We start from the raw sequence: 17,718 nt of genomic DNA, 5'->3' as shown, positions 1-17,718 counted from the left end.
CCCGGACAGGCTTTCAGCATGTTCCCCTCCCCCTCAAGGCGCGGCGCCCCCCGGCGACCGCGCCGCTTTTTTACGGCGCCAGCACCGTATCGACCGCTGCGTCCAGCATGTCGGGATAGTCGAGCGTATAGTGGAGGCCGCGGCTTTCCTTGCGATGTAGCGCCGAACGTACCACCAGCCGCGCGACTTCCAGCAGGTTGCGCAGTTCGATCAGGTCGGGCGTCACCCGGAAATTGCCGTAATAATCATCGACCTCGCGCGAGAGCAGGTCGATGCGATGCTGGGCGCGTTCCAGCCGCTTGGTGGTGCGGACGATGCCGACATAATCCCACATGAAGCGGCGGATTTCCTTCCAGTTGTGCTGGACGATGACTTCCTCGTCACCATTGGTGACGCGGCTTTCGTCCCACGGCCGGATCGGCGGCGGGGCGGGCAGCTCGTCCCAATTGGCGCGGATATGCTTGGCCGCCGCTTCCCCGAACACGAAACATTCGAGCAGCGAGTTGGATGCGAGGCGGTTGGCCCCGTGCAGGCCGCTCTCGCTGACTTCGCCCGCCGCATAAAGGCCGGGCAGGTCGGTGCGGCCGTCCAGGTCGATCACCACGCCACCACAGGTATAATGTTGCGCGGGCACGACCGGGATCGGCTCCTTGGTGATGTCGATGTCCAGGTCCAGCAGCCGGGCATAGATGGTCGGGAAGTGATGCTTCACAAATTCCGGCGGCTTGTGGCTGATGTCGAGATGGACATAGTCGAGGCCGAGCCGCTTGATCTCATGGTCGATGGCGCGCGCCACCACGTCGCGCGGGGCCAGTTCCTCGCGCGGGTCGAACCGCGGCATGAAGCGCTCGCCGCCGCCCGGCACGCCGGGGGGAAGCTTCAAATGCCCGCCTTCGCCGCGCACCGCTTCGGTGATCAGGAAATTCTTGACCTCCAAATTGTAGAGGCAGGTGGGATGAAACTGGTTCATCTCCATGTTCGACACGCGGCATCCCGCGCGCCAGGCCATGGCGATGCCGTCCCCGGTCGCGCCGCGCGGCGCGGTGGAGAAAAGATAGGTGCGCCCCGCGCCGCCGGTGCATAGGATGGTCGCGCGGCCGAGCAGCGCATCGACCCGCCCCGTCGCCTTGTTGAAGGCATAGACGCCCCAGACATGGCCGGCGCCCGAATAACGCTCGCCATGGCGGGAGGTGATCAGGTCGATCGCGACCATATCCTCCATCAGCGTGATGTTGGGATTGGCCCGCGCGGCCTTCAGCAAGGCGACCTGCACCGCATGGCCGGTCGCGTCGTCGACATGGATGATGCGGCGGTGGCTATGCCCGCCCTCGCGCGTCAGATGCCAGCGTTCGCCAAATTCCTCGCCGCCGTTGAAGGGCACGCCCAGCGCCGCCAGCCGGTCGATCGCGGCGGGCGCTTCGGACACGACGAATTCGACCGTCGCCCGATCGTTGAGGCCCGCGCCCGCAACCATCGTGTCATGGACATGCGCCTCGAAACTGTCACCGGCGTCGAGTACGGCCGCAATGCCGCCCTGCGCCCAGTTGGTCGACCCGCCATCCAACGCGCCCTTGGCCAACACCAGCACCTTGCGGTCCTGCGCCAGGTTGATGGCGGCCGTGAGGCCCGCCGCGCCCGAACCGATGATGACGACGTCGTAGGTGGTGATGGGCATAAGCGTTCTTGCTGCTTCTTACTTACTCCCCTCCCGCAGGCGGGAGGGGTTGGGGGTGGGCTTGCGCAAGGATCGCTTTGATGTGCGACACCACGCCTTCGAGGTTTGTCATCACATCGTCATTGGAAATGCGCAAGATTTGGAAGCCGAGTGAACGGCAATAAGCATCACGCTGTATGTCACGATGGACGTTTTGATCGTGGCTCGTGCCGTCAAGTTCGATGATGAATTTCAGTTCTCGACAGAGAAAGTCAGCGAAATAAGGCCCAACCGGCATTTGGCGGCTGAATTTCTGCCCTAATTTTCGCCCTTTCAAACATTGCCAAAGCAATTGTTCCGGCGTGGTAGAGCTATTGCGTAATGCCTTGGCGCGAAGGGTTGCGCGCTGCTTAAACGGTCGCGCTGGCCCACCCCCTAGCCCCCTCCCGCCTGCGGGAGGGGGAACAAGAGGTGGCTCGCCTGTCACGCCGCCGCCGTCAAATTCAGGAACACATCTTCCAAATCCGGGTCGCGGGTCACCACGTCGACGATCGCCAGCCCGCTCGCCTGCACGGCGCTCAGTACCTGGCCCGCATTGGCGCGGTCCTTGAGGTAGGTGATGGTCAGCGTGCGCTCGCCTGTCAGTTCGATCTTTTCGAAGCAGGGGGCATCCGGCACCAGGGTCACGTCGCGGTCGACCGTGACCTGCACCACCTTTTCCTGCGCCATCGCCAGCAACTCGCGGGTGGGCTTGTCGGTGATGAGTTGGCCATGGTTGATGATGCCGATGCGGTCGCACAATTGCTCGGCTTCTTCGAGATAATGGGTCGTCAGCACGATCGTCACGCCGAGCGCGTTCAATTCGCGGACATAGTCCCAAAGCTGCTGGCGCAATTGCACATCTACGCCAGCGGTCGGTTCGTCCAGCACCAGGATCGGCGGGCTATGCACCATCGCCTTGGCCACCAGCAGGCGGCGTTTCATGCCGCCCGACAGCGTGCGGGCATAGGCGTTGGCCTTGTCCTCCAGATGGACGGCGCGCAGCAATTCCATCGACCGGCGCTTGTCCTTGGGCACGCCATAAAAGCCCGCCTGATTTTCCAGCGTCTCGAACGGCGTGAAGAAGGGATCGAACACGATTTCCTGCGGCACGATGCCGATGCTGTTCTTCGCGTTGCGCGGATTGGCGTCGATGTCGAAGCCCCAGATGCTGACCGACCCGGCGGTCTTGTTCACCATCCCGGCCAATATGTTGATCGTGGTCGACTTGCCCGCGCCATTGGGGCCGAGCAGCCCGTAAATCTGCCCGCGCGGGATCGACAGGTTGATCCCGTCCAGCGCGCGCTTGCCGCCCTTATAGACTTTGGTGAGGTTGCGAATGGCGATCGCGGGGTGGGGCGGGGGCGGGCTGTCAGTCATGGCTGATCTCTATGGGGATCGAGGGCGGGGAAGGAAAGAGGGCTGATTGTCCTGCGGCGGGGACGTAGGGACGCGACAGGGCGAAGTTCACACCGTCGTCAGGGGTGGTCGGGCCGATCGCAGAAATTGGGACAGGAAGCGGCAGGGCAGTCACGGGTACGTACTGGCGGCGCGACACCAGCGCGACAGGGGCGCCCCATTGGCGCCAGGGACGCGACAGGCATCAGCGCGCTTTGTGCGGGTGTCGGGAACGGCGCCAGTGGCGAAGGGATCGGCCATGCGATCGGCGTGCAGGGCCAGGGCCTTGTCCCATGTGCGTTCGAAAACGGTCCCGGCCAGCCGCGCGCGGAGGCGATGCGCGTCGACCGCGACATGCCCGCCGCTCGCGCCGCGCGGGAGACATTACCGGTTTCAAGCAGCGCCGCGAGAAAGAGGCGCTGCCGGGCCGGGTCCAATGGGCGCGATCGGGCTGGACGGTCGCGGACGAAGGGTGGGTCATGCTGCTTCATCGGCCAGGATAAAGCAGAGGAAATCCTACATTGGAAGGGGAGGTCCGCAGCGTGGGCGTTGCGGACCTCCATCCCCAATCCCTCCTGCCAGCCGGAGGGTAGCGCGACATGTTAAGCCGCAACGGATGAGGGGAAGCGATTTCAAAATACTCAACGCTTGTTGCGAATTCATGATAGGAGTGGCGCAAGTCGACAAGCGTTTCCTGAAGAAGCGCCACTCCCGGATCAGCTTTCACCTCCGCAAGCTTGCCGGTCAGGCGCAATGGGAATGATATGACGACCGACCACCATCCCGACCTGACGCAGAATTTAGGCTTGGCTCTTCTTGCCTGTTCCAACGCACCTGCCCTTCTGTTGAATGGCGACATGGGCGTCATCGGTGCCAGCGAGTCATTCTATCTCGCCTTTCCTTTGAAGCCTGAAAAGGTCGCCGGACACAGCCTTTTGAGTTGGGGCAGGCGAATGGGACGTGCCGCAGCTTCGATCGCTCATGAATGCGACCCTTGGCGGTTATGCGAGGATCGAGGCCTATGAGATGGATTTCGGATCGGGCACCCGCGCCGCCTCGTGTTGAATGCCCGCAAGCTCGATTATGGCAGTGCCGATCAAACCCTCCTTCTGCTGACCATCACCGATGTCACGGAGGCACGGATCAGTGAGAAGCTCAAAGACGATCTGCTGCGCGAAAAGCCATATTGCTGCAAGAGATCCAGCATCGCGTCGCCAACAGCCTCCAGATCATCGCGAGTGTCCTGATGCAAAGCGCGCGTCAGGTGCAATCCGAGGAAACACGCGGCCATCTGACCGACGCCCACAACCGTGTCATGTCGATTGCGACCGTTCAGCAACAGCTCACGGCCTCGCGGATTGGGGAGGTGGAATTGCGCAGCTACTTTACCCAACTTTGCCAGAGCCTTGGCGCTTCGATGATCCACGATCATAAAGACTGTCGCTGGGTGTCACCGTCGATGAAAGCCGGGTGAGTGCGGATATTTCCGTGAGCCTTGGCCTGATCGTCACAGAACTCGTCATCAATGCCCTCAAGCACGCTTTCCCAGGAGACCGGCAGGGCAAGATCGAAGTCGATTATCATTCCGAGGATCGGACTGGAATCTGTCCGTCAGCGACGACGGCATCGGCACAGTCGATACATTGGGTGACGCGAAATCAGGACTTGGAACAAGTATTGTCGAAGCTCTCGCCGATCAGTTGGGAGCCAAGATCGACATTCAGGACGGGCAACCCGGACTCATAATTTCCATCATTCACAATAAGAAAAGGCTGAACTTTCGCCACCCGCAAAGCGGCCTGAACCCCGTCTCTAACGGTAGCTTGTTAATTAACGCCGCCACCAACCGAGCCTTCCGCTTTCCACCCCGATTGACGCGGTGCAGCATTGGCGTCACTCAGGGGCGAAGAGGCTTTGGATTGATGCGAATCGTCATCATCGACGACAGCGGGCTGCGCGCGACGGTTCTGGAGGAGGGGCTGCGCGAGGCGGGCTATGACGATATTCATATCGTGCCACCGCGCGGCGCTTTCGTCGCGCGGCTCGAACGCATGGCGCCCGATGTCGTGCTGATGGATCTGGGCAGCCCCAGCCGTGATACGCTTGAAGAAATGCTCATCGTCAGCCGGGCGCTGGCCAAGCCGATCGCGATGTTCGTGGACCAGTCCGACGATGCGATGATCGGCGCGGCGATCGATGCCGGGGTGTCCGCCTATGTGGTGGACGGGTTGCGCAAGGAGCGGGTCAAGCCGGTGCTGGAGTTGGCTGTGCGGCGCTTTAACGCCTTTGCCAAGATGCAGAGCGAGTTGGACGAGGCGCGCACGGCGCTGTCGGATCGCAAGATCATCGACCGCGCCAAGTCGATCCTGATGAACCAGCGGTCGTTGAGCGAGCAGGATGCCTATGCGCTGTTGCGGTCGGCGGCGATGAACCAGGGCAAGAAGATCGTGGAGGTGGCACAGGCGCTGATCACCGCCAGCGAGTTGTTGGGAGGGGGAGTATGACGACGAGCCTGCGGATCGCCTTCCTGCCGCTGACCGATGCGGCCGTGCTGGTCGCGGCGCGCGAGCGGGGCTTTGCGGAGGCCGAGGGCATTGCGCTCGATCTGGTGCGGACGACAAGCTGGGCGACGTTGCGCGACCGGCTGGTCTATGGCCAGGTGCAGGCGGCGCATATGCTCGCTCCGCTGGCGGTTGCGGTGACGCTGGGGCTGAGCCAGCAGCCCGCCGCATTGGCCGCGCCCTACAAGCTCAACGTCAACGGCAATATGCTGGTTATGACCTGCGATTTTGCCGCTGCGCTGGAGCCCGATGTGGCGGCGCGGCTGGCCGATCCGCTGGGGACGGCGCATGATTTCGCCGCCGCGATCGGGCTGTGGCGGCGCAAGCCGGTGATCGGCGTCGTCCATCGTTTTTCCAGCCATGCAATCATGCTGCGCTATTGGCTGGCAAGCGCGGGGGTGGACCCGGATCGCGACGTGGTGCTGCGCGTGCTGCCGCCGTCGCTGACGGTCGAGGCGATGCAGGCGGGCGAGATTGATGGCTTTATCGCGGGCGAACCGTGGGGCAGCGCGGCGGTCGAGGCGGGTCTGGCCGAAGCCGTGGCGATCGGCGAGCGGATCTGGCGGCGGGGCGTCGAGAAGGTGCTGGCATTTCGCGAGGCGTGGGCGGAGGAAAATCCCGATACGGTCGATCGCCTGCTGCGTGCGCTGGTGCGGGCGGCGGCCTGGTGCGATGATCCCGCCAATCATGCCGATCTGGCCGGGTTGCTGGCGGCGCCTGCCTATGTCGATCAACCCGCCGATCTGATCGCGCGGGCTTTGTCGGGGCAGATCGTCGCGCGGGCGGGTGAAGCGCCGATCGCCAGTCCCGATTTCATGCTGTTCGCGCGTGAGGCGACGCCCTTTCCGTGGCGCAGCCAGGCGCTGTGGATCTATTCGCAACTGGTGCGTTGGGGGATGGTCGATCACGATCCGGCAACGGTGGCGAAGGCGGCGGCGGTGTTCCGGCCCGATATCTTCCGCCGCGCGCTGGCCGACAGCGATGTGCCGATGCCGGGTGCGAGCATGAAGTTGGAGGGGGCGGTGGGTATGCCGCTGGCAGTGGGATCGCGCCGGGGCGAGCTGACGCTGGGGCCGGATCGATTCTTCGACGGGCGGGTGTTCGACCCCGAACGGATCGACGAGTTTCTCGCGAGCTTTACGCCGCTACGTTGAAAGCAGGCGCAAAATTGTGCCTTGCAACATGATGCGAATCGGGAGATAGTATAGGCGTCGCGCGATGAAGCGCGCCTATATTTGGATGCGCTCTCCCAAGGACGGGACCGCCATCCCCATCCACATCGCAGCAAAGCCGCTGACCGGACTACGCCCTTCGTGCGTGCGTCCGGCCTGCGGCTTTTTTCGTGTCCATTTCCGTTTATTGGGGGACGTATCATGGCTACCGCTTATTGGGATCGCGACAAGGAGGGTGAACAGCCCGCCGCCGCTATCAGCTTCTGGAAGGCCGGCCACACGCCAACGCTCATCGCCGCCTTTCTCTATTTCGATCTCGCCTTCATGGTGTGGGTGCTGCTCGGCCCGCTCGCACCGATGATCGCGCAGACATTGGCGCTGACCCCGGCCGAAAAAGGGTTGATGGTCGCCACGCCGACGCTGATGGGCGCGCTGCTGCGCGTCGTGAACGGCCTGCTGGTCGATCGGATCGGGCCGAAAATGTCGGGCGCGATCAGCCAGTTGATCGTGATCGCCGGGCTGTTTGTGGCCTGGCTGATGGGGGTCAGCAGCTTTGAAGGCACGCTGGCGCTGGGTGTCGTGCTGGGCTTTGCGGGGGCCAGTTTCGCGATCGCGCTGCCGCTGGCGAGCCGCTGGTATCCGCCTGAGCATCAGGGCAAGGCCATGGGGCTGGCTGGCATGGGCAATTCGGGCACCGTGCTGGCAGCGCTGTTCGCGCCGGGGCTGGCCAAGTTATTCGGTTGGAATGCGGTGCTGGGCCTCGCCTGCATCCCGCTGACCATCGTGTTCATCGTCTATATGGTCATGGCGAAGGACGCGCCCAACGCGCCGCCACCCAAGAAGATGATCGACTATTTCCAGCCGCTGAAACAGGCCGATGCCTGGTTGCTGATGGCTTTCTATGCGGTGACCTTTGGCGGTTTTGTTGGCCTCGCCGCCAGCCTGCCGATCTACTTCACCGACCAGTTCGGCCTAACGCCGGTGATGGCGGGCTATTGCACCGCAGGCTGCGTGTTCGCCGGGTCGCTGGTTCGGCCGATCGGCGGGGCGCTCGCCGACAAGATCGGCGGCGTGAAGGCGCTGATGATCGTCTACATCGTTGCCGCGATCGCGCTGGCGGGCGTCGCCTTTGCCACGACGCTGGTGACGGCGTTGGGCCTCTTCGTCCTCGCCATGCTGGCGCTGGGCACGGGCAATGGTTCGGTGTTTCAGCTGGTGCCGCAGCGGTTTCAGGCGGAAATCGGCGTGATGACCGGCCTTGTCGGCATGGCGGGCGGTATCGGCGGCTTCTACCTCGCCAGTTCGCTCGGCTTTGCCAAGCAATTGACCGGCAGCTTTTCGGCCGGGTTCCTGATCTTCGCTGGCCTTGCGGTCGTTGCCTTTGTCGGCGTCGCGCTGGTCAAGGCGCGGTGGCGGGCGACCTGGACCAGCGGCGCGCGCATCTGACTTTGGAGGGGCGGGGGCGGACCGGCATAGCCAGGCCGCCCCAAGTCGTTATCGCGAAGTCCGAGGGGGACAGATTTCCATGCATTATCTATTCGCAACGGCGGCCTCTCTGGCCGTCGCAGGGACCGCTTGTGCCCAGGAATTGACGCTTAAACCGATCGCCGAAGCGCGGTTGCGCTATGAACAGGCCGATCAGGCGGGGCTGGCGACCGAGACATCCGATGCGCTCACCATCCGGGCGCGGGCCGGGCTGTCGGCCAGCAGCGGTGCCATTTCCGCGATGGCCGTGGGGCAGGGGTCGCTGGCTGCCATCGATGACTATTATGACGGGCTGAACGGGGCCGCGACTCGGCCGATCATCGCCGACCCGGAGAATATCGCGCTCTATATCGCCCAGCTTCAATATAAGACCAAGGCGGTGACGCTGACCGGGGGGCGGCAAAGAATCGTGCTGGATGACGAGCGGTTCGTCGGCAATGTCGCCTTTCGTGATAATGGCCAGACGTTCGATGCTGTGCGCGCCGAACTGACCCCGGCCAAGGGACTGAAACTCGACCTGTCCTATGTGTGGAGCGTGCGGACGATCTGGGGCTTTCAGGGGCGCGGTGCGCGGCAGCAGGCGGTGGGCGGCGACACGATCCTCGCCAACATCTCCTATGCCACGCCGGTCGGCGCCCTGACGGGCTTTGCCTATCTGGTCGATCAGGATGAGGCGGCGATGCAGGGCTATCGGCTGTCGAGCCAGACCTATGGCGTGCGGCTGGCGGGGGCGCGGCCTTTGTCCAGGGCGGCGAAGCTCAGCTACCAGCTCAGCTATGCGCGCCAGTCGGACTATCACCGCAATCCCAACAGCTATAGCGCGGATTATTGGCTGGCGGACCTGACGTTGGACGTGAAGGGCTGGAAGCTCAATGCAGGCTATGAGGTGCTGGGCGCGAGCAGCGGCACGCCGCTGACGAGTTTCCAGACGCCGCTTGGCACCAATTTCAAGTTTCAGGGTTGGGCCGACAAGTTCCTGACCACGCCCGCCAATGGCATTCGCGACCTCTATGTCGGCGGCGGCTATGGCTGGAAACAGGTGGGGCCGCTGAGCACCGTATCGGTGCAGGCGGTGTGGCATCGATTCGATAGCGACCGGCTGGACCAGCATTATGGTGATGAGATCAACCTGATCGCTTCGGCGAAGGTCAGGAAGACCGCGCTGTCGGTCCGCTATGCACGTTACGAAGCCAAGACGATGGCGACCGATACGCAGAAATTATGGGTGCAGGCCGACTGGGCCTATTGATGGGGCCATGGACAGGAATCGCTTGAGGCATCGGGCGATTCTGTTATGGTGCAGTGCAAGAGGACAAAGCTGTCCTTCCAACCATAGCCAAAGCGATCCAGGGACGGATCGACAAGGCGCATATGATGGCAAAGCCGCCATCCTGACTTCCGGTTCTCACCGGGGGTCAGGATGGCGGCTTTTTTGTTTTCTGGAGTCACGAATATGGAATTTCAGATCGGAACGGAGCCGATGGCGGGCAGCGAGGCGGCGATCTTCGTCCCTGCCGACGAGGCGCGCGAGCATCTGGTCGTGATCGGCAACGGCATGGCCGGGTGCCGCGCGGTCGAGGAACTGCTGGCGCGCGATGCGGGGCGCTATCGCGTCACCATCTTCGGCGCGGAACCGCATGTGAACTATAACCGCATCATGCTCTCGCCGGTGCTGGCGGGCGAAAAAACGTTTGACGAGATCATCATCAATGATCGCGCCTGGTATGCGGACAATCGCATCGACCTGATCGTCGCCGATCCGGTCATGGCGATCGATCGCAGCGCCAAGACCGTCACCAGCCAGTCGGGCCGCACGGTCGCCTATGACAAGCTGCTGATCGCGACCGGCTCCGACCCGTTCATCATCCCGGTGCCGGGCAAGGATCTGCCGGGCGTCATCAGCTTTCGCGACATGAAGGATGTCGATGCGATGCTGGACGCCGCCAATCGCGGCGGGGACGCGGTGGTGATCGGCGGCGGGCTGTTGGGGCTGGAAGCGGCGCATGGCCTGACGCTGCGCGGCATGAAGGTCACGGTGCTGCACATCATGCCGACGCTGATGGAACGGCAATTGGACGAGGCGGCCGGCTGGCTGCTCAAGAGCGCGCTCGAAGCGCGCGGCCAGACGATATTGACCGGGGCCGACACGGCGGAAATCTGCGGCGATGGCAAGGTCGAGGGCGTGCGGTTGAAGGACGGCACGCTGATCCCCGCCAGCCTGGTGGTGATGGCGGTGGGCATCCGCCCCTGCGTCGCGCTGGCACGGGCGGCGGGGCTGGAGATCGGGCGCGGGATCAAGGTGGACGACCATATGGTCACCAGCGATCCCGATGTTCTGGCGGTCGGTGAATGTGTCGAACATGACGGCAATGTCTATGGCCTGGTCGCGCCGCTGTGGGACATGTGCCGCAGTTTGGCCGATGGCCTGACTGACCGGCATACGGGCTATAAGGGGTCGGTGACATCGACCAAGCTGAAGGTCGCCGGTTTGGACGTCTTTTCCGCCGGTGACTTTTCGGGCGGCGAGGGGTGTGAGGACATCGTCCTGCGGGATGCGTCGCGGGGCGTGTATAAACGGGTCGTGGTGAAGGAGGATCGCGTCATCGGCGCGGTGCTTTATGGCGATACGGCCGATGGCGGCTGGTATTTCGACTTGCTCAAGCGCGGCGAAGATGTTGCCGACATTCGTGACCTGCTGATCTTTGGCCAAGCCTTCGCCTCTGGAGGGGGCGCGCTGGACCCTAAGTCGGCCGTTGCAGCGCTCTCGGACGATGCCGAGATTTGCGGCTGCAACGGCGTCAGCAAGGGTCAGGTCGTCGCCTGCATCAACGCAGGCGCGTGCAGCCTGGACGCGGTGCGGGCCGGGTGCAAGGCATCGGCAAGCTGCGGAAGCTGCACCGGGCTGGTGGAAAATATCCTGGCACTGACGTTGGGTGAGGATGTCCAGTCCGGGCCGAAGACGATGTGCAAATGCACCAGTTTCGGCCATGACGATGTGCGCCGCGAAATCGTGGCGCAGGGCATGACGTCGATCCCCGAAGTGATGCAGAAGCTGCATTGGTCCACGCCCGACGGCTGTTCTTCCTGCCGCCCGGCGCTCAATTATTATCTGCTCTGCGCGCTGCCCGGTGCCTATGTCGATGACCAGCAAAGCCGCTTCGTCAATGAACGGATGCACGCCAATATCCAGAAGGACGGCACCTATTCGGTGGTGCCGCGCATGTGGGGCGGCCTGACCAATCCCCGCGAATTGCGCGCGATCGCGGACGTGGTCGAGAAGTTCAACGCGCCGATGGTCAAGGTCACCGGGGGCCAGCGGCTCGATATTTTCGGGATCAAGAAAGAGGATCTGCCCGCTGTCTGGGCCGATCTCAACGCGGCGGGGATGGTGTCGGGCCATGCCTATGGCAAGTCGCTGCGCACGGTGAAGACCTGCGTCGGGTCCGAATGGTGTCGCTTCGGCACGCAGGACAGCACGGGCCTGGGCGTCAAGGCCGAGCGGCTGACCTGGGGATCGTGGATGCCGCACAAGTTCAAGATCGCGGTGTCGGGCTGCCCGCGCAATTGCGCGGAAGCCACGATCAAGGATTTCGGCATCGTCTGCGTCGACAGCGGCTATGAGCTGCATGTCGGCGGCAATGGCGGCATCCATGTCCGTGTCACCGACCTGCTGTGCAAGGTGGCGACCGAGCAGGAGGCTCTCGATTATTGCGCCGCCTTCACGCAGCTTTACCGCGAAGAGGCCCGCTATCTGGAGCGCACCGCGCCGTGGATCGAGCGGGTCGGAGTCGATTATGTGAAGGCGCGCATCGTCGAGGATGACGCAGGCCGCGAAGCGCTGCGCGCGCGCTTCCTCTTTTCGCAACAGTTTATGCAGGACGATCCGTGGGCGGAGCGCGCCGCGGGCCAGCATGCCGAACTGCATCAGCATATCGCGCAAGTGCGCCCGTTGGAGACCGTATGATGACCGGAGACTGGCTCGATATCGGTTCGGTGGATCAGATCACGCCGGGCAATGCCCGCACCCTGCCAGTGCTGGGCGGCGAGGAGATTGCGATCTTCCGCACGACGAGCGGCGATTTCCATGCCCTCGTCAATCGCTGCCCGCACAAACATGGGCCGCTCAGCCAAGGGATCGTCCATGGCGGGGTCGTCACCTGTCCGCTGCACAATTGGAACATCTCGCTCAAGACCGGCGAGGCGCTTGGCGAGGATAAGGGGTGCGTGCCGGTGATCCCGCTCAAGGTCGATGCCGGGCGCATCTTCCTGCTGCGCGATGCCGTCATCGGGAAGCGCGCGGCGTGAGGGTCGAACTGAAATCACCCCTCCCCTTCAGGGGAGGGGTCGGGGGGTGGGGCTATCGTCTTGGCCTGATGCTTGGGGCACGCCCCCACCCCAACCCTTCAAACGAGGCACGTGACTCGTTTGAACCTAAAGGGGAGGGGCTATAATGTCGGCACCCATCCGCACCACCTGTGCCTATTGCGGCGTCGGGTGCGGCATCTCCGCGACGCCCACCGGGCCGCGTGCCGTCACGATCGCGGGGGATGCAGCGCATCCGGCCAATGGCGGCAAGCTCTGTTCCAAGGGCACGCATCTGGGCGAGACGGTCGGGTTGGAAGGGCGACTGCTCCACCCGATGATTGGCGAGAAACGGGCCAGCTGGGACAAGGCGCTCGATTTGGTGGCCAAGCGCTTTCGCGAGACGATCGCCAAGCATGGGCCAGACAGCGTCGCTTTCTACGTCTCCGGCCAGTTGCTGACCGAAGATTATTATGTCGCCAACAAGCTGATGAAGGGGTTCATCGGGTCGGCCAATATCGACACCAACAGCCGCCTGTGCATGTCGAGCGCGGTGGCCGGGCATATGCGCGCGTTCGGCGAGGATGTCGTTCCCGCCAGCTATGGCGATCTGGATGAGGCCGACCTGATCGTGCTGGTCGGGTCCAACACCGCCTGGTGCCATCCGGTCGTCTATCAGCGGATACAGGCGGCGCGGGCCGCGCGTGGCACCAAGCTGGTGGTGATCGACCCGCGTCGCACCGAAAGCTGCGAAGGGGCGGACTTGCATCTGCCGCTCAAGCCCGGCAGCGACGTGGCGCTGATGAACGGCTTGCTGGCCTGGATGGATCAGGCGGGGCAACTGGATGCGGACTTTCTGCGCGATAGCGTTGCTGCGCCCGATGGCTTCTGGGACGCGATCCGCGCGGGCCATGATTTATGGACGACGGCCAAGGCGTGCGATCTGCCGCCCACCGAATTACAGCAATTTTACGAGATGTTTGCCGCGACCCCGCGCACGGTTACGCTGTTCAGCCAGGGGATCAACCAGTCGATCCGTGGCACCGACCAGGTCAATGCGATCATCAACGTCCACCTCGCTACCGGGCGGATCGGCAAGCCCGGCGCGGCGCCTTTCTCGATCACCGGACAGCCCAATGCTATGGGTGGGCGCGAGGTGGGCGGGCTGGCGACGACGCTGGCTGCGCATATGGATTTTGGACCCGACAATGTCGCGCGGGTCGGGCGTTTCTGGGCCGCGCCGAACGTGGCGAGCAAGCCGGGGCTGAAGGCCGTCGACTTGTTTCGCGCGATCGATGAGGGGCGGATCAAGGCGCTGTGGGTGATGGCCACCAATCCCGCCGTCTCGATGCCTGATGCGGGGCGCGTGCGCGAAGCGTTGGCGGCCTGCCCGTTCGTGGTCGTGTCGGACGTGATGGCGACCACCGATACCACCGTTCATGCCCATGTGCGGCTGCCCGCCGCCGCCTGGGGCGAGAAGGATGGCACCGTCACCAACTCCGACCGGACGATCAGCCGGCAGCGGGCGCTGTTGCCGCTGCCCGGCGAGGCCAAGCCCGACTGGTGGATCGTTACCCAGGTTGCGCGGCGGATGGGGTGGCGCAATGCCTTCGCCTATGACCGGCCCGCCGACATCTGGCGCGAACATGCGCGGCTGACCGCCTATCAGAATGATGGCGCGCGGCTGCTCAATTTGCGTGCGCAGGCGACGATCGGCAATGAGGCCTATGAAGCGATGGAACCGTTCCGCTGGGGCGGCACGCCCTTTGCCGACGGGCGGTTTCCAACGCCCGATGGCAAGGCGCGGTTGGTGCCGGTGACGCAGATGGCGTTGCAGGGACCGCTGCGCGACTGGCCGATGACGCTCAACACCGGCCGCTATCGCGACCAGTGGCATACGATGACGCGCACTGGCCTGTCGCCGAAACTGGCGCGGCATCGCGAGGAGCCTTTGGTCGAGTTGCATCCGCAAGACGCCTCCGCGTTGGAGATCGCGGATGGCGATCTGGCACGCGTCGCGACGGCACAGGGGGAGAGCCTCTTCCGCGCGCGGATCAGCGAGGGGCAGCGCCGCGGTGAAGTGTTTACGCCGATTCACTGGACCGACCAGCAATCGAGCGGCGGCCGCACCGGCCTGTTGCCGCGCCCGCTGGTCGATCCCCATTCGGGCCAGCCGGGGTTCAAATCCACGCCCGTTCGGGTCGAAAAGGTCAAGACGGAGTGGAGGGGATTCCTGATCCTGCGCGGGGCCGAACCCGTGCGCGTGCCGTGCCTGTGGGCCACGCGGATAGCCGTGCCGGGCGGCGCGCTGTATGAAGTGGCGGGCAATGGCGATCCGGCGCGGCTGGAAGCCTGCCTGCCCAAGGGCGACCGGGTCGAGGCGATCGACCAGACGCGCGGTACGCGGCGCGTGGCGATCATCCGCGAAGGGAAACTCGCGGGCGTGCTGATCGTGACGCGCAGTGGCCTTTTGCCGACACGCGACTGGCTGATCGGGCAACTCGCGGTCGAGGGCGTCGGCGCTTCGGTGCTGGCCGCGCGGGGGCCGGGCAGCCAGCTCGACAAGGGCGCGGTGGTGTGCGTCTGCTTCGACATCGGCCTTAACCAGATCGTCGCGGCGATCCGCGACCAGCAACTGGTCGATGTGCCCGCGATCGGCAAGGCGATCGGCGCGGGGACCAATTGCGGATCGTGCCGTCCCGCGCTCGCCAATATTCTGACCCAGACCTCGCAGGAGACGTTGCATGCAGCCGAATGACCTGATCGCGCCGGGTGATGTTTGGCTGGTGGGCGCGGGGCCGGGCGACCCGGACCTGCTGACGCGCAAGGCGGAAAAGCTGATCGGCGCGGCGGATGTCGTCTTTTACGATGCGCTGGTGGGGCCGGGCGTGCTGGAGCTGATCCCCGCTGGGGTCGAACGGGTGAGCGTCGGCAAGCGATCGGGGCGGCACAGCAAGCAACAGGAGAGCATCAACGACCTGCTGCTGGCCGCGGCGCGGGCGGGCAAGCGTGTCGTGCGGCTGAAAGGCGGCGATCCGTCGATCTTCGGCCGGTCGGCGGAGGAGATGGCGCATCTGGGCGAAGGCGGCGTGCGGGTGCGGATTTGCCCCGGCATCACCACGGCCAGCGCGGCGGCGGCGAGCGGCCATGCCTCGCTCACCCTGCGCGGCAAGGCGCGCGGGCTGACGCTGGTGACGGCGCATTTGAAGGCAGGCGAACCGTTGAAGCTCGACTGGGCCGCGCTGGCGCAACCGGGCGGGACGATCGGCATCTATATGGGTCGGGCGGCGGCGGGCGAGATTGCCCGGTCGTTGATCGCGGCGGGGCGCGACCCGGAAACGCCGGTGATGGTCGCGGTGAATGTCTCGCTGCCGAGCGAAAGGCTGATCCGGGGGAAGCTGTCGGCGCTGGCCTTTCTGGTGGCCACGATCAGTGATGAGGATCCGACGCTGCTGCTGATCGGTGAGGCGGTGGCGGGGACGGGGCTGTTGGCGGAGATTGCGGCGAGCGTGGCTTTGCCAGCTTAACTCCCTTCGCTCGAAACGAACGGGCGTTGAGCGTTACAACCCCTCCAGATCTTCCGGCCGGTTGATGTTAGGGAGGATCATTCCCGGCCTCTCCACCACCCGCGCGCCGATGCGGTCGAGCCAGCCATGGATGGAGCGGTTATTGACCGCCGCGAGATGCGCGTCCAATGCGCCCGCCAGCGATACCGGCCACCAGCCGAGCAATTGCTGCCCCTTCAAGATCGCTGCGCTTTCGCCGATCAGCATGGCGGGCAGCTCCGACGGATAGAGTGGCATGTCGCACCCCGTCGTCAAAACCCCCGCAAAGCCGTGGTTCTGCGCATGATGGAGCGCGGCATTGAGACCGCCCAATGGCCCCATGTCCGGCGCGGGCCGATCAGGCAGGCCACCCGCGCGTCCGCAGATCACCACCTGCGCGACATGCGGGGTAAGGCCCGCGATGGCATGGTCGATCAGGGTGCGGCCATCGGGCATCTGCGCCAGCGCCTTGTCACTGCCAAAGCGGCTGGACCGCCCCCCCGCCAGCACCGCGCCCAATATCCGTCCTGCCGCCATAGCGCTTCCTTGATAGCTTCGCTCTATAAAGCTTATAGCAAAGCGATGCAGACCCGCCTTGTCGAATATTTTCTGGCGCTGGAGCGCGAAGGCCATTTCGCGCGGGCGGCGGCGCTATGCCATGTGTCGCAACCCACGCTGTCGGCGGGGATTGCGACGCTGGAGACGCAACTGGGCAAGCGTTTGATTCGCCGCGATCGCAAATATGGCGGATTGACGCCGGAAGGCGAAGCGATCCTGCCCTGGGCGCGGCAACTGGTGGCTGCGGCTGAGGCGCTAGGGCAGGCGGCGGAAACCGCGCGCGGACCATTGAAGGGCGAGTTGCGGCTGGGCGCGATCCCCGCCGCCATGCCCGCCATCGGTTGCCTGGCGACAGCGATGCTGGAACGCTATCCGGGGCTGAATATCTCGGTGCGGGCGCTGACCTCGCGCCAGATCGAGCGCGAGTTGGCGGCGTTCGAGCTGGACGCAGGGCTGACCTATCTCGATTTCGAGCCGCCCGCCCATGCGCTGTCGGTGCCGCTCTATGCCGAGCGGGCGATGCTGGTAAGCGCGGTGGGCGGCGTGCCGATCCCCGCCGTCATCGACTGGGCGGATCTCGCCGGCCTGCCGCTCTGCCTGCTGCATCAGGGGATGCAGAACCGGCGGATATTGGACGCGCGGCTGGCGACACGCGGGCTGGCGCTGCGACCGCTGGTCACGGCGGACAGCTATGTCGCACTGCTGGGGCTGGTGCAGCGGGGGCGGCTCTGTTCGATCATTCCCGACAGCCATGCCGCCTTGCTGGACGGATTGCGCTGGGCTCGCACCGCGCCGCTGCCGGACATGGGGGAGGGCAGCCGGGTCGGCGTCATCGTGTCGGACAGCGCGCCGATGGGACCGCTGGCGCAGGCGGTGCTGGCGGTCGTGCGCGGGTTGCGCCTGCCGCCGGGCTTTGGCCCGATTTGATAGACAATCCCTATCAAGCATGGCTGGCTTCGATTTGACCGAAGCGCCCTGCCGCCGCACTATCGCGTAAAAATAGG

16 protein-coding genes are annotated in these 17,718 nt (G+C 64.6%); 11 read left to right on the top strand and 5 right to left on the bottom strand.

Annotated elements, in window-relative coordinates; all coding sequences use genetic code 11:
- Positions 1-70: 70 nt before the first annotated feature.
- Genes nadB through OVY48_RS08750 form a run of 3 tightly spaced genes read right to left on the bottom strand, consistent with a single transcriptional unit; the run spans position 71 to position 3,073 of the window.
- Positions 71-1,675 (bottom strand): L-aspartate oxidase, encoded by a 1,605-nt coding sequence (gene nadB, locus OVY48_RS08760; RefSeq protein WP_313922542.1) that lies wholly within the window; start codon positions 1,673-1,675, stop codon positions 71-73.
- Between the two features lie 22 nt (positions 1,676-1,697).
- Positions 1,698-2,141, bottom strand: a complete 444-nt coding sequence (locus OVY48_RS08755) for an endonuclease domain-containing protein (protein WP_313922541.1) — start codon at positions 2,139-2,141, stop codon at positions 1,698-1,700.
- Positions 2,138-3,073, bottom strand: coding sequence for an ABC transporter ATP-binding protein (locus tag OVY48_RS08750; protein WP_313922540.1), 936 nt, complete (start codon positions 3,071-3,073; stop codon positions 2,138-2,140). The genes OVY48_RS08755 and OVY48_RS08750 overlap by 4 nt, the downstream gene beginning before the upstream one ends.
- A gap of 782 nt (positions 3,074-3,855) precedes the next feature.
- Here OVY48_RS08750 and OVY48_RS08740 point away from each other — a divergent pair.
- Both OVY48_RS08740 and OVY48_RS08735 read left to right on the top strand, forming a co-directional pair.
- Positions 3,856-4,116: a hypothetical protein gene (locus tag OVY48_RS08740; RefSeq protein ID WP_313922539.1), complete on the top strand. Its 261-nt coding sequence runs from the start codon at positions 3,856-3,858 to the stop codon at positions 4,114-4,116.
- Between the two features lie 221 nt (positions 4,117-4,337).
- Positions 4,338-4,565 carry a histidine kinase dimerization/phosphoacceptor domain -containing protein gene (locus OVY48_RS08735; protein WP_313924728.1) on the top strand — a complete coding sequence of 76 codons (228 nt, stop codon included), beginning with the start codon at positions 4,338-4,340 and terminating at the stop codon, positions 4,563-4,565.
- Here the strand turns inward: OVY48_RS08735 and OVY48_RS08730 are convergent.
- Entirely contained in the window at positions 4,520-4,675 is a 156-nt protein-coding gene (locus OVY48_RS08730; protein WP_313924896.1) for a hypothetical protein, read from the bottom strand. The genes OVY48_RS08735 and OVY48_RS08730 overlap by 46 nt on opposite strands.
- Positions 4,676-5,013: 338 nt before the next feature.
- On the opposite strand from OVY48_RS08730, the gene OVY48_RS08725 reads away from it, so the two are divergent.
- The 8 genes from OVY48_RS08725 to cobA all read left to right on the top strand — a co-directional run bounded on the left by OVY48_RS08725 (position 5,014) and on the right by cobA (position 16,138).
- A complete protein-coding gene (locus OVY48_RS08725) occupies positions 5,014-5,595 on the top strand; it encodes an ANTAR domain-containing response regulator (protein WP_310221194.1) in 582 nt (193 codons plus the stop codon).
- Positions 5,592-6,806, top strand: coding sequence for a CmpA/NrtA family ABC transporter substrate-binding protein (locus OVY48_RS08720; protein WP_313922538.1), 1,215 nt, complete (start codon positions 5,592-5,594; stop codon positions 6,804-6,806). Before OVY48_RS08725 ends, OVY48_RS08720 begins: the two co-directional genes overlap by 4 nt.
- A 219-nt stretch (positions 6,807-7,025) precedes the next feature.
- On the top strand, positions 7,026-8,270 hold the full coding sequence (locus OVY48_RS08715; protein ID WP_313922537.1) for a nitrate/nitrite transporter: 1,245 nt from the start codon (positions 7,026-7,028) through the stop codon (positions 8,268-8,270).
- Between the two features lie 79 nt (positions 8,271-8,349).
- A complete protein-coding gene (locus OVY48_RS08710) occupies positions 8,350-9,558 on the top strand; it encodes a hypothetical protein (RefSeq protein WP_313922536.1) in 1,209 nt (402 codons plus the stop codon).
- Positions 9,559-9,762: 204 nt separating this feature from the next.
- Complete coding sequence (gene nirB, locus OVY48_RS08705) at positions 9,763-12,273, top strand: nitrite reductase large subunit NirB (protein WP_313922535.1); 2,511 nt, start codon at positions 9,763-9,765, stop codon at positions 12,271-12,273.
- Positions 12,273-12,614 (top strand): nitrite reductase small subunit NirD, encoded by a 342-nt coding sequence (gene nirD / locus OVY48_RS08700; protein ID WP_037477883.1) that lies wholly within the window; start codon positions 12,273-12,275, stop codon positions 12,612-12,614. Before nirB ends, nirD begins: the two co-directional genes overlap by 1 nt.
- A 145-nt stretch (positions 12,615-12,759) precedes the next feature.
- A complete protein-coding gene (locus OVY48_RS08695; RefSeq protein ID WP_313922534.1) occupies positions 12,760-15,369 on the top strand; it encodes a molybdopterin-dependent oxidoreductase in 2,610 nt (869 codons plus the stop codon).
- Positions 15,356-16,138, top strand: a complete 783-nt coding sequence (gene cobA / locus OVY48_RS08690) for a uroporphyrinogen-III C-methyltransferase (protein ID WP_313922533.1) — start codon at positions 15,356-15,358, stop codon at positions 16,136-16,138. The genes OVY48_RS08695 and cobA overlap by 14 nt, the downstream gene beginning before the upstream one ends.
- 33 nt (positions 16,139-16,171) lie before the next feature.
- Here the strand turns inward: cobA and OVY48_RS08685 are convergent, their stop codons facing one another.
- Positions 16,172-16,693, bottom strand: a complete 522-nt coding sequence (locus OVY48_RS08685; protein ID WP_313922532.1) for a molybdenum cofactor guanylyltransferase — start codon at positions 16,691-16,693, stop codon at positions 16,172-16,174.
- A 45-nt stretch (positions 16,694-16,738) separates the two neighbouring features.
- Between OVY48_RS08685 and OVY48_RS08680 the strand changes: the two genes are divergently transcribed.
- Positions 16,739-17,641, top strand: a complete 903-nt coding sequence (locus tag OVY48_RS08680; RefSeq protein ID WP_313922531.1) for a LysR family transcriptional regulator — start codon at positions 16,739-16,741, stop codon at positions 17,639-17,641.
- The last annotated feature ends 77 nt before the right edge of the window (positions 17,642-17,718 follow it).

This window comes from Sphingobium sp. SA2, from assembly GCF_032227065.1.
In the GTDB taxonomy this organism is placed as follows: domain Bacteria; phylum Pseudomonadota; class Alphaproteobacteria; order Sphingomonadales; family Sphingomonadaceae; genus Sphingobium.
The sequence above is the reverse complement of the archived record's forward strand: the minus strand, read 5'-3'. Positions and strand labels throughout refer to the sequence as shown.

Coding starts and splice junctions, on each gene's coding strand:
- OVY48_RS08725 (WP_310221194.1), top strand. CDS start 5,014: ATGCGAATCGTCATCATCGACGACAGCGGGCTGCGCGCGACGGTTCTG.
- OVY48_RS08735 (WP_313924728.1), top strand. CDS start 4,338: ATGCAAAGCGCGCGTCAGGTGCAATCCGAGGAAACACGCGGCCATCTG.
- OVY48_RS08680 (WP_313922531.1), top strand. CDS start 16,739: ATGCAGACCCGCCTTGTCGAATATTTTCTGGCGCTGGAGCGCGAAGGC.
- OVY48_RS08695 (WP_313922534.1), top strand. CDS start 12,760: ATGTCGGCACCCATCCGCACCACCTGTGCCTATTGCGGCGTCGGGTGC.
- cobA (WP_313922533.1), top strand. CDS start 15,356: ATGCAGCCGAATGACCTGATCGCGCCGGGTGATGTTTGGCTGGTGGGC.
- OVY48_RS08730 (WP_313924896.1), bottom strand. CDS start 4,675: ATGATAATCGACTTCGATCTTGCCCTGCCGGTCTCCTGGGAAAGCGTG.
- OVY48_RS08740 (WP_313922539.1), top strand. CDS start 3,856: ATGACGACCGACCACCATCCCGACCTGACGCAGAATTTAGGCTTGGCT.
- OVY48_RS08715 (WP_313922537.1), top strand. CDS start 7,026: ATGGCTACCGCTTATTGGGATCGCGACAAGGAGGGTGAACAGCCCGCC.
- nirB (WP_313922535.1), top strand. CDS start 9,763: ATGGAATTTCAGATCGGAACGGAGCCGATGGCGGGCAGCGAGGCGGCG.
- OVY48_RS08710 (WP_313922536.1), top strand. CDS start 8,350: ATGCATTATCTATTCGCAACGGCGGCCTCTCTGGCCGTCGCAGGGACC.
- OVY48_RS08720 (WP_313922538.1), top strand. CDS start 5,592: ATGACGACGAGCCTGCGGATCGCCTTCCTGCCGCTGACCGATGCGGCC.
- nadB (WP_313922542.1), bottom strand. CDS start 1,675: ATGCCCATCACCACCTACGACGTCGTCATCATCGGTTCGGGCGCGGCG.
- OVY48_RS08685 (WP_313922532.1), bottom strand. CDS start 16,693: ATGGCGGCAGGACGGATATTGGGCGCGGTGCTGGCGGGGGGGCGGTCC.
- nirD (WP_037477883.1), top strand. CDS start 12,273: ATGACCGGAGACTGGCTCGATATCGGTTCGGTGGATCAGATCACGCCG.
- OVY48_RS08750 (WP_313922540.1), bottom strand. CDS start 3,073: ATGACTGACAGCCCGCCCCCGCCCCACCCCGCGATCGCCATTCGCAAC.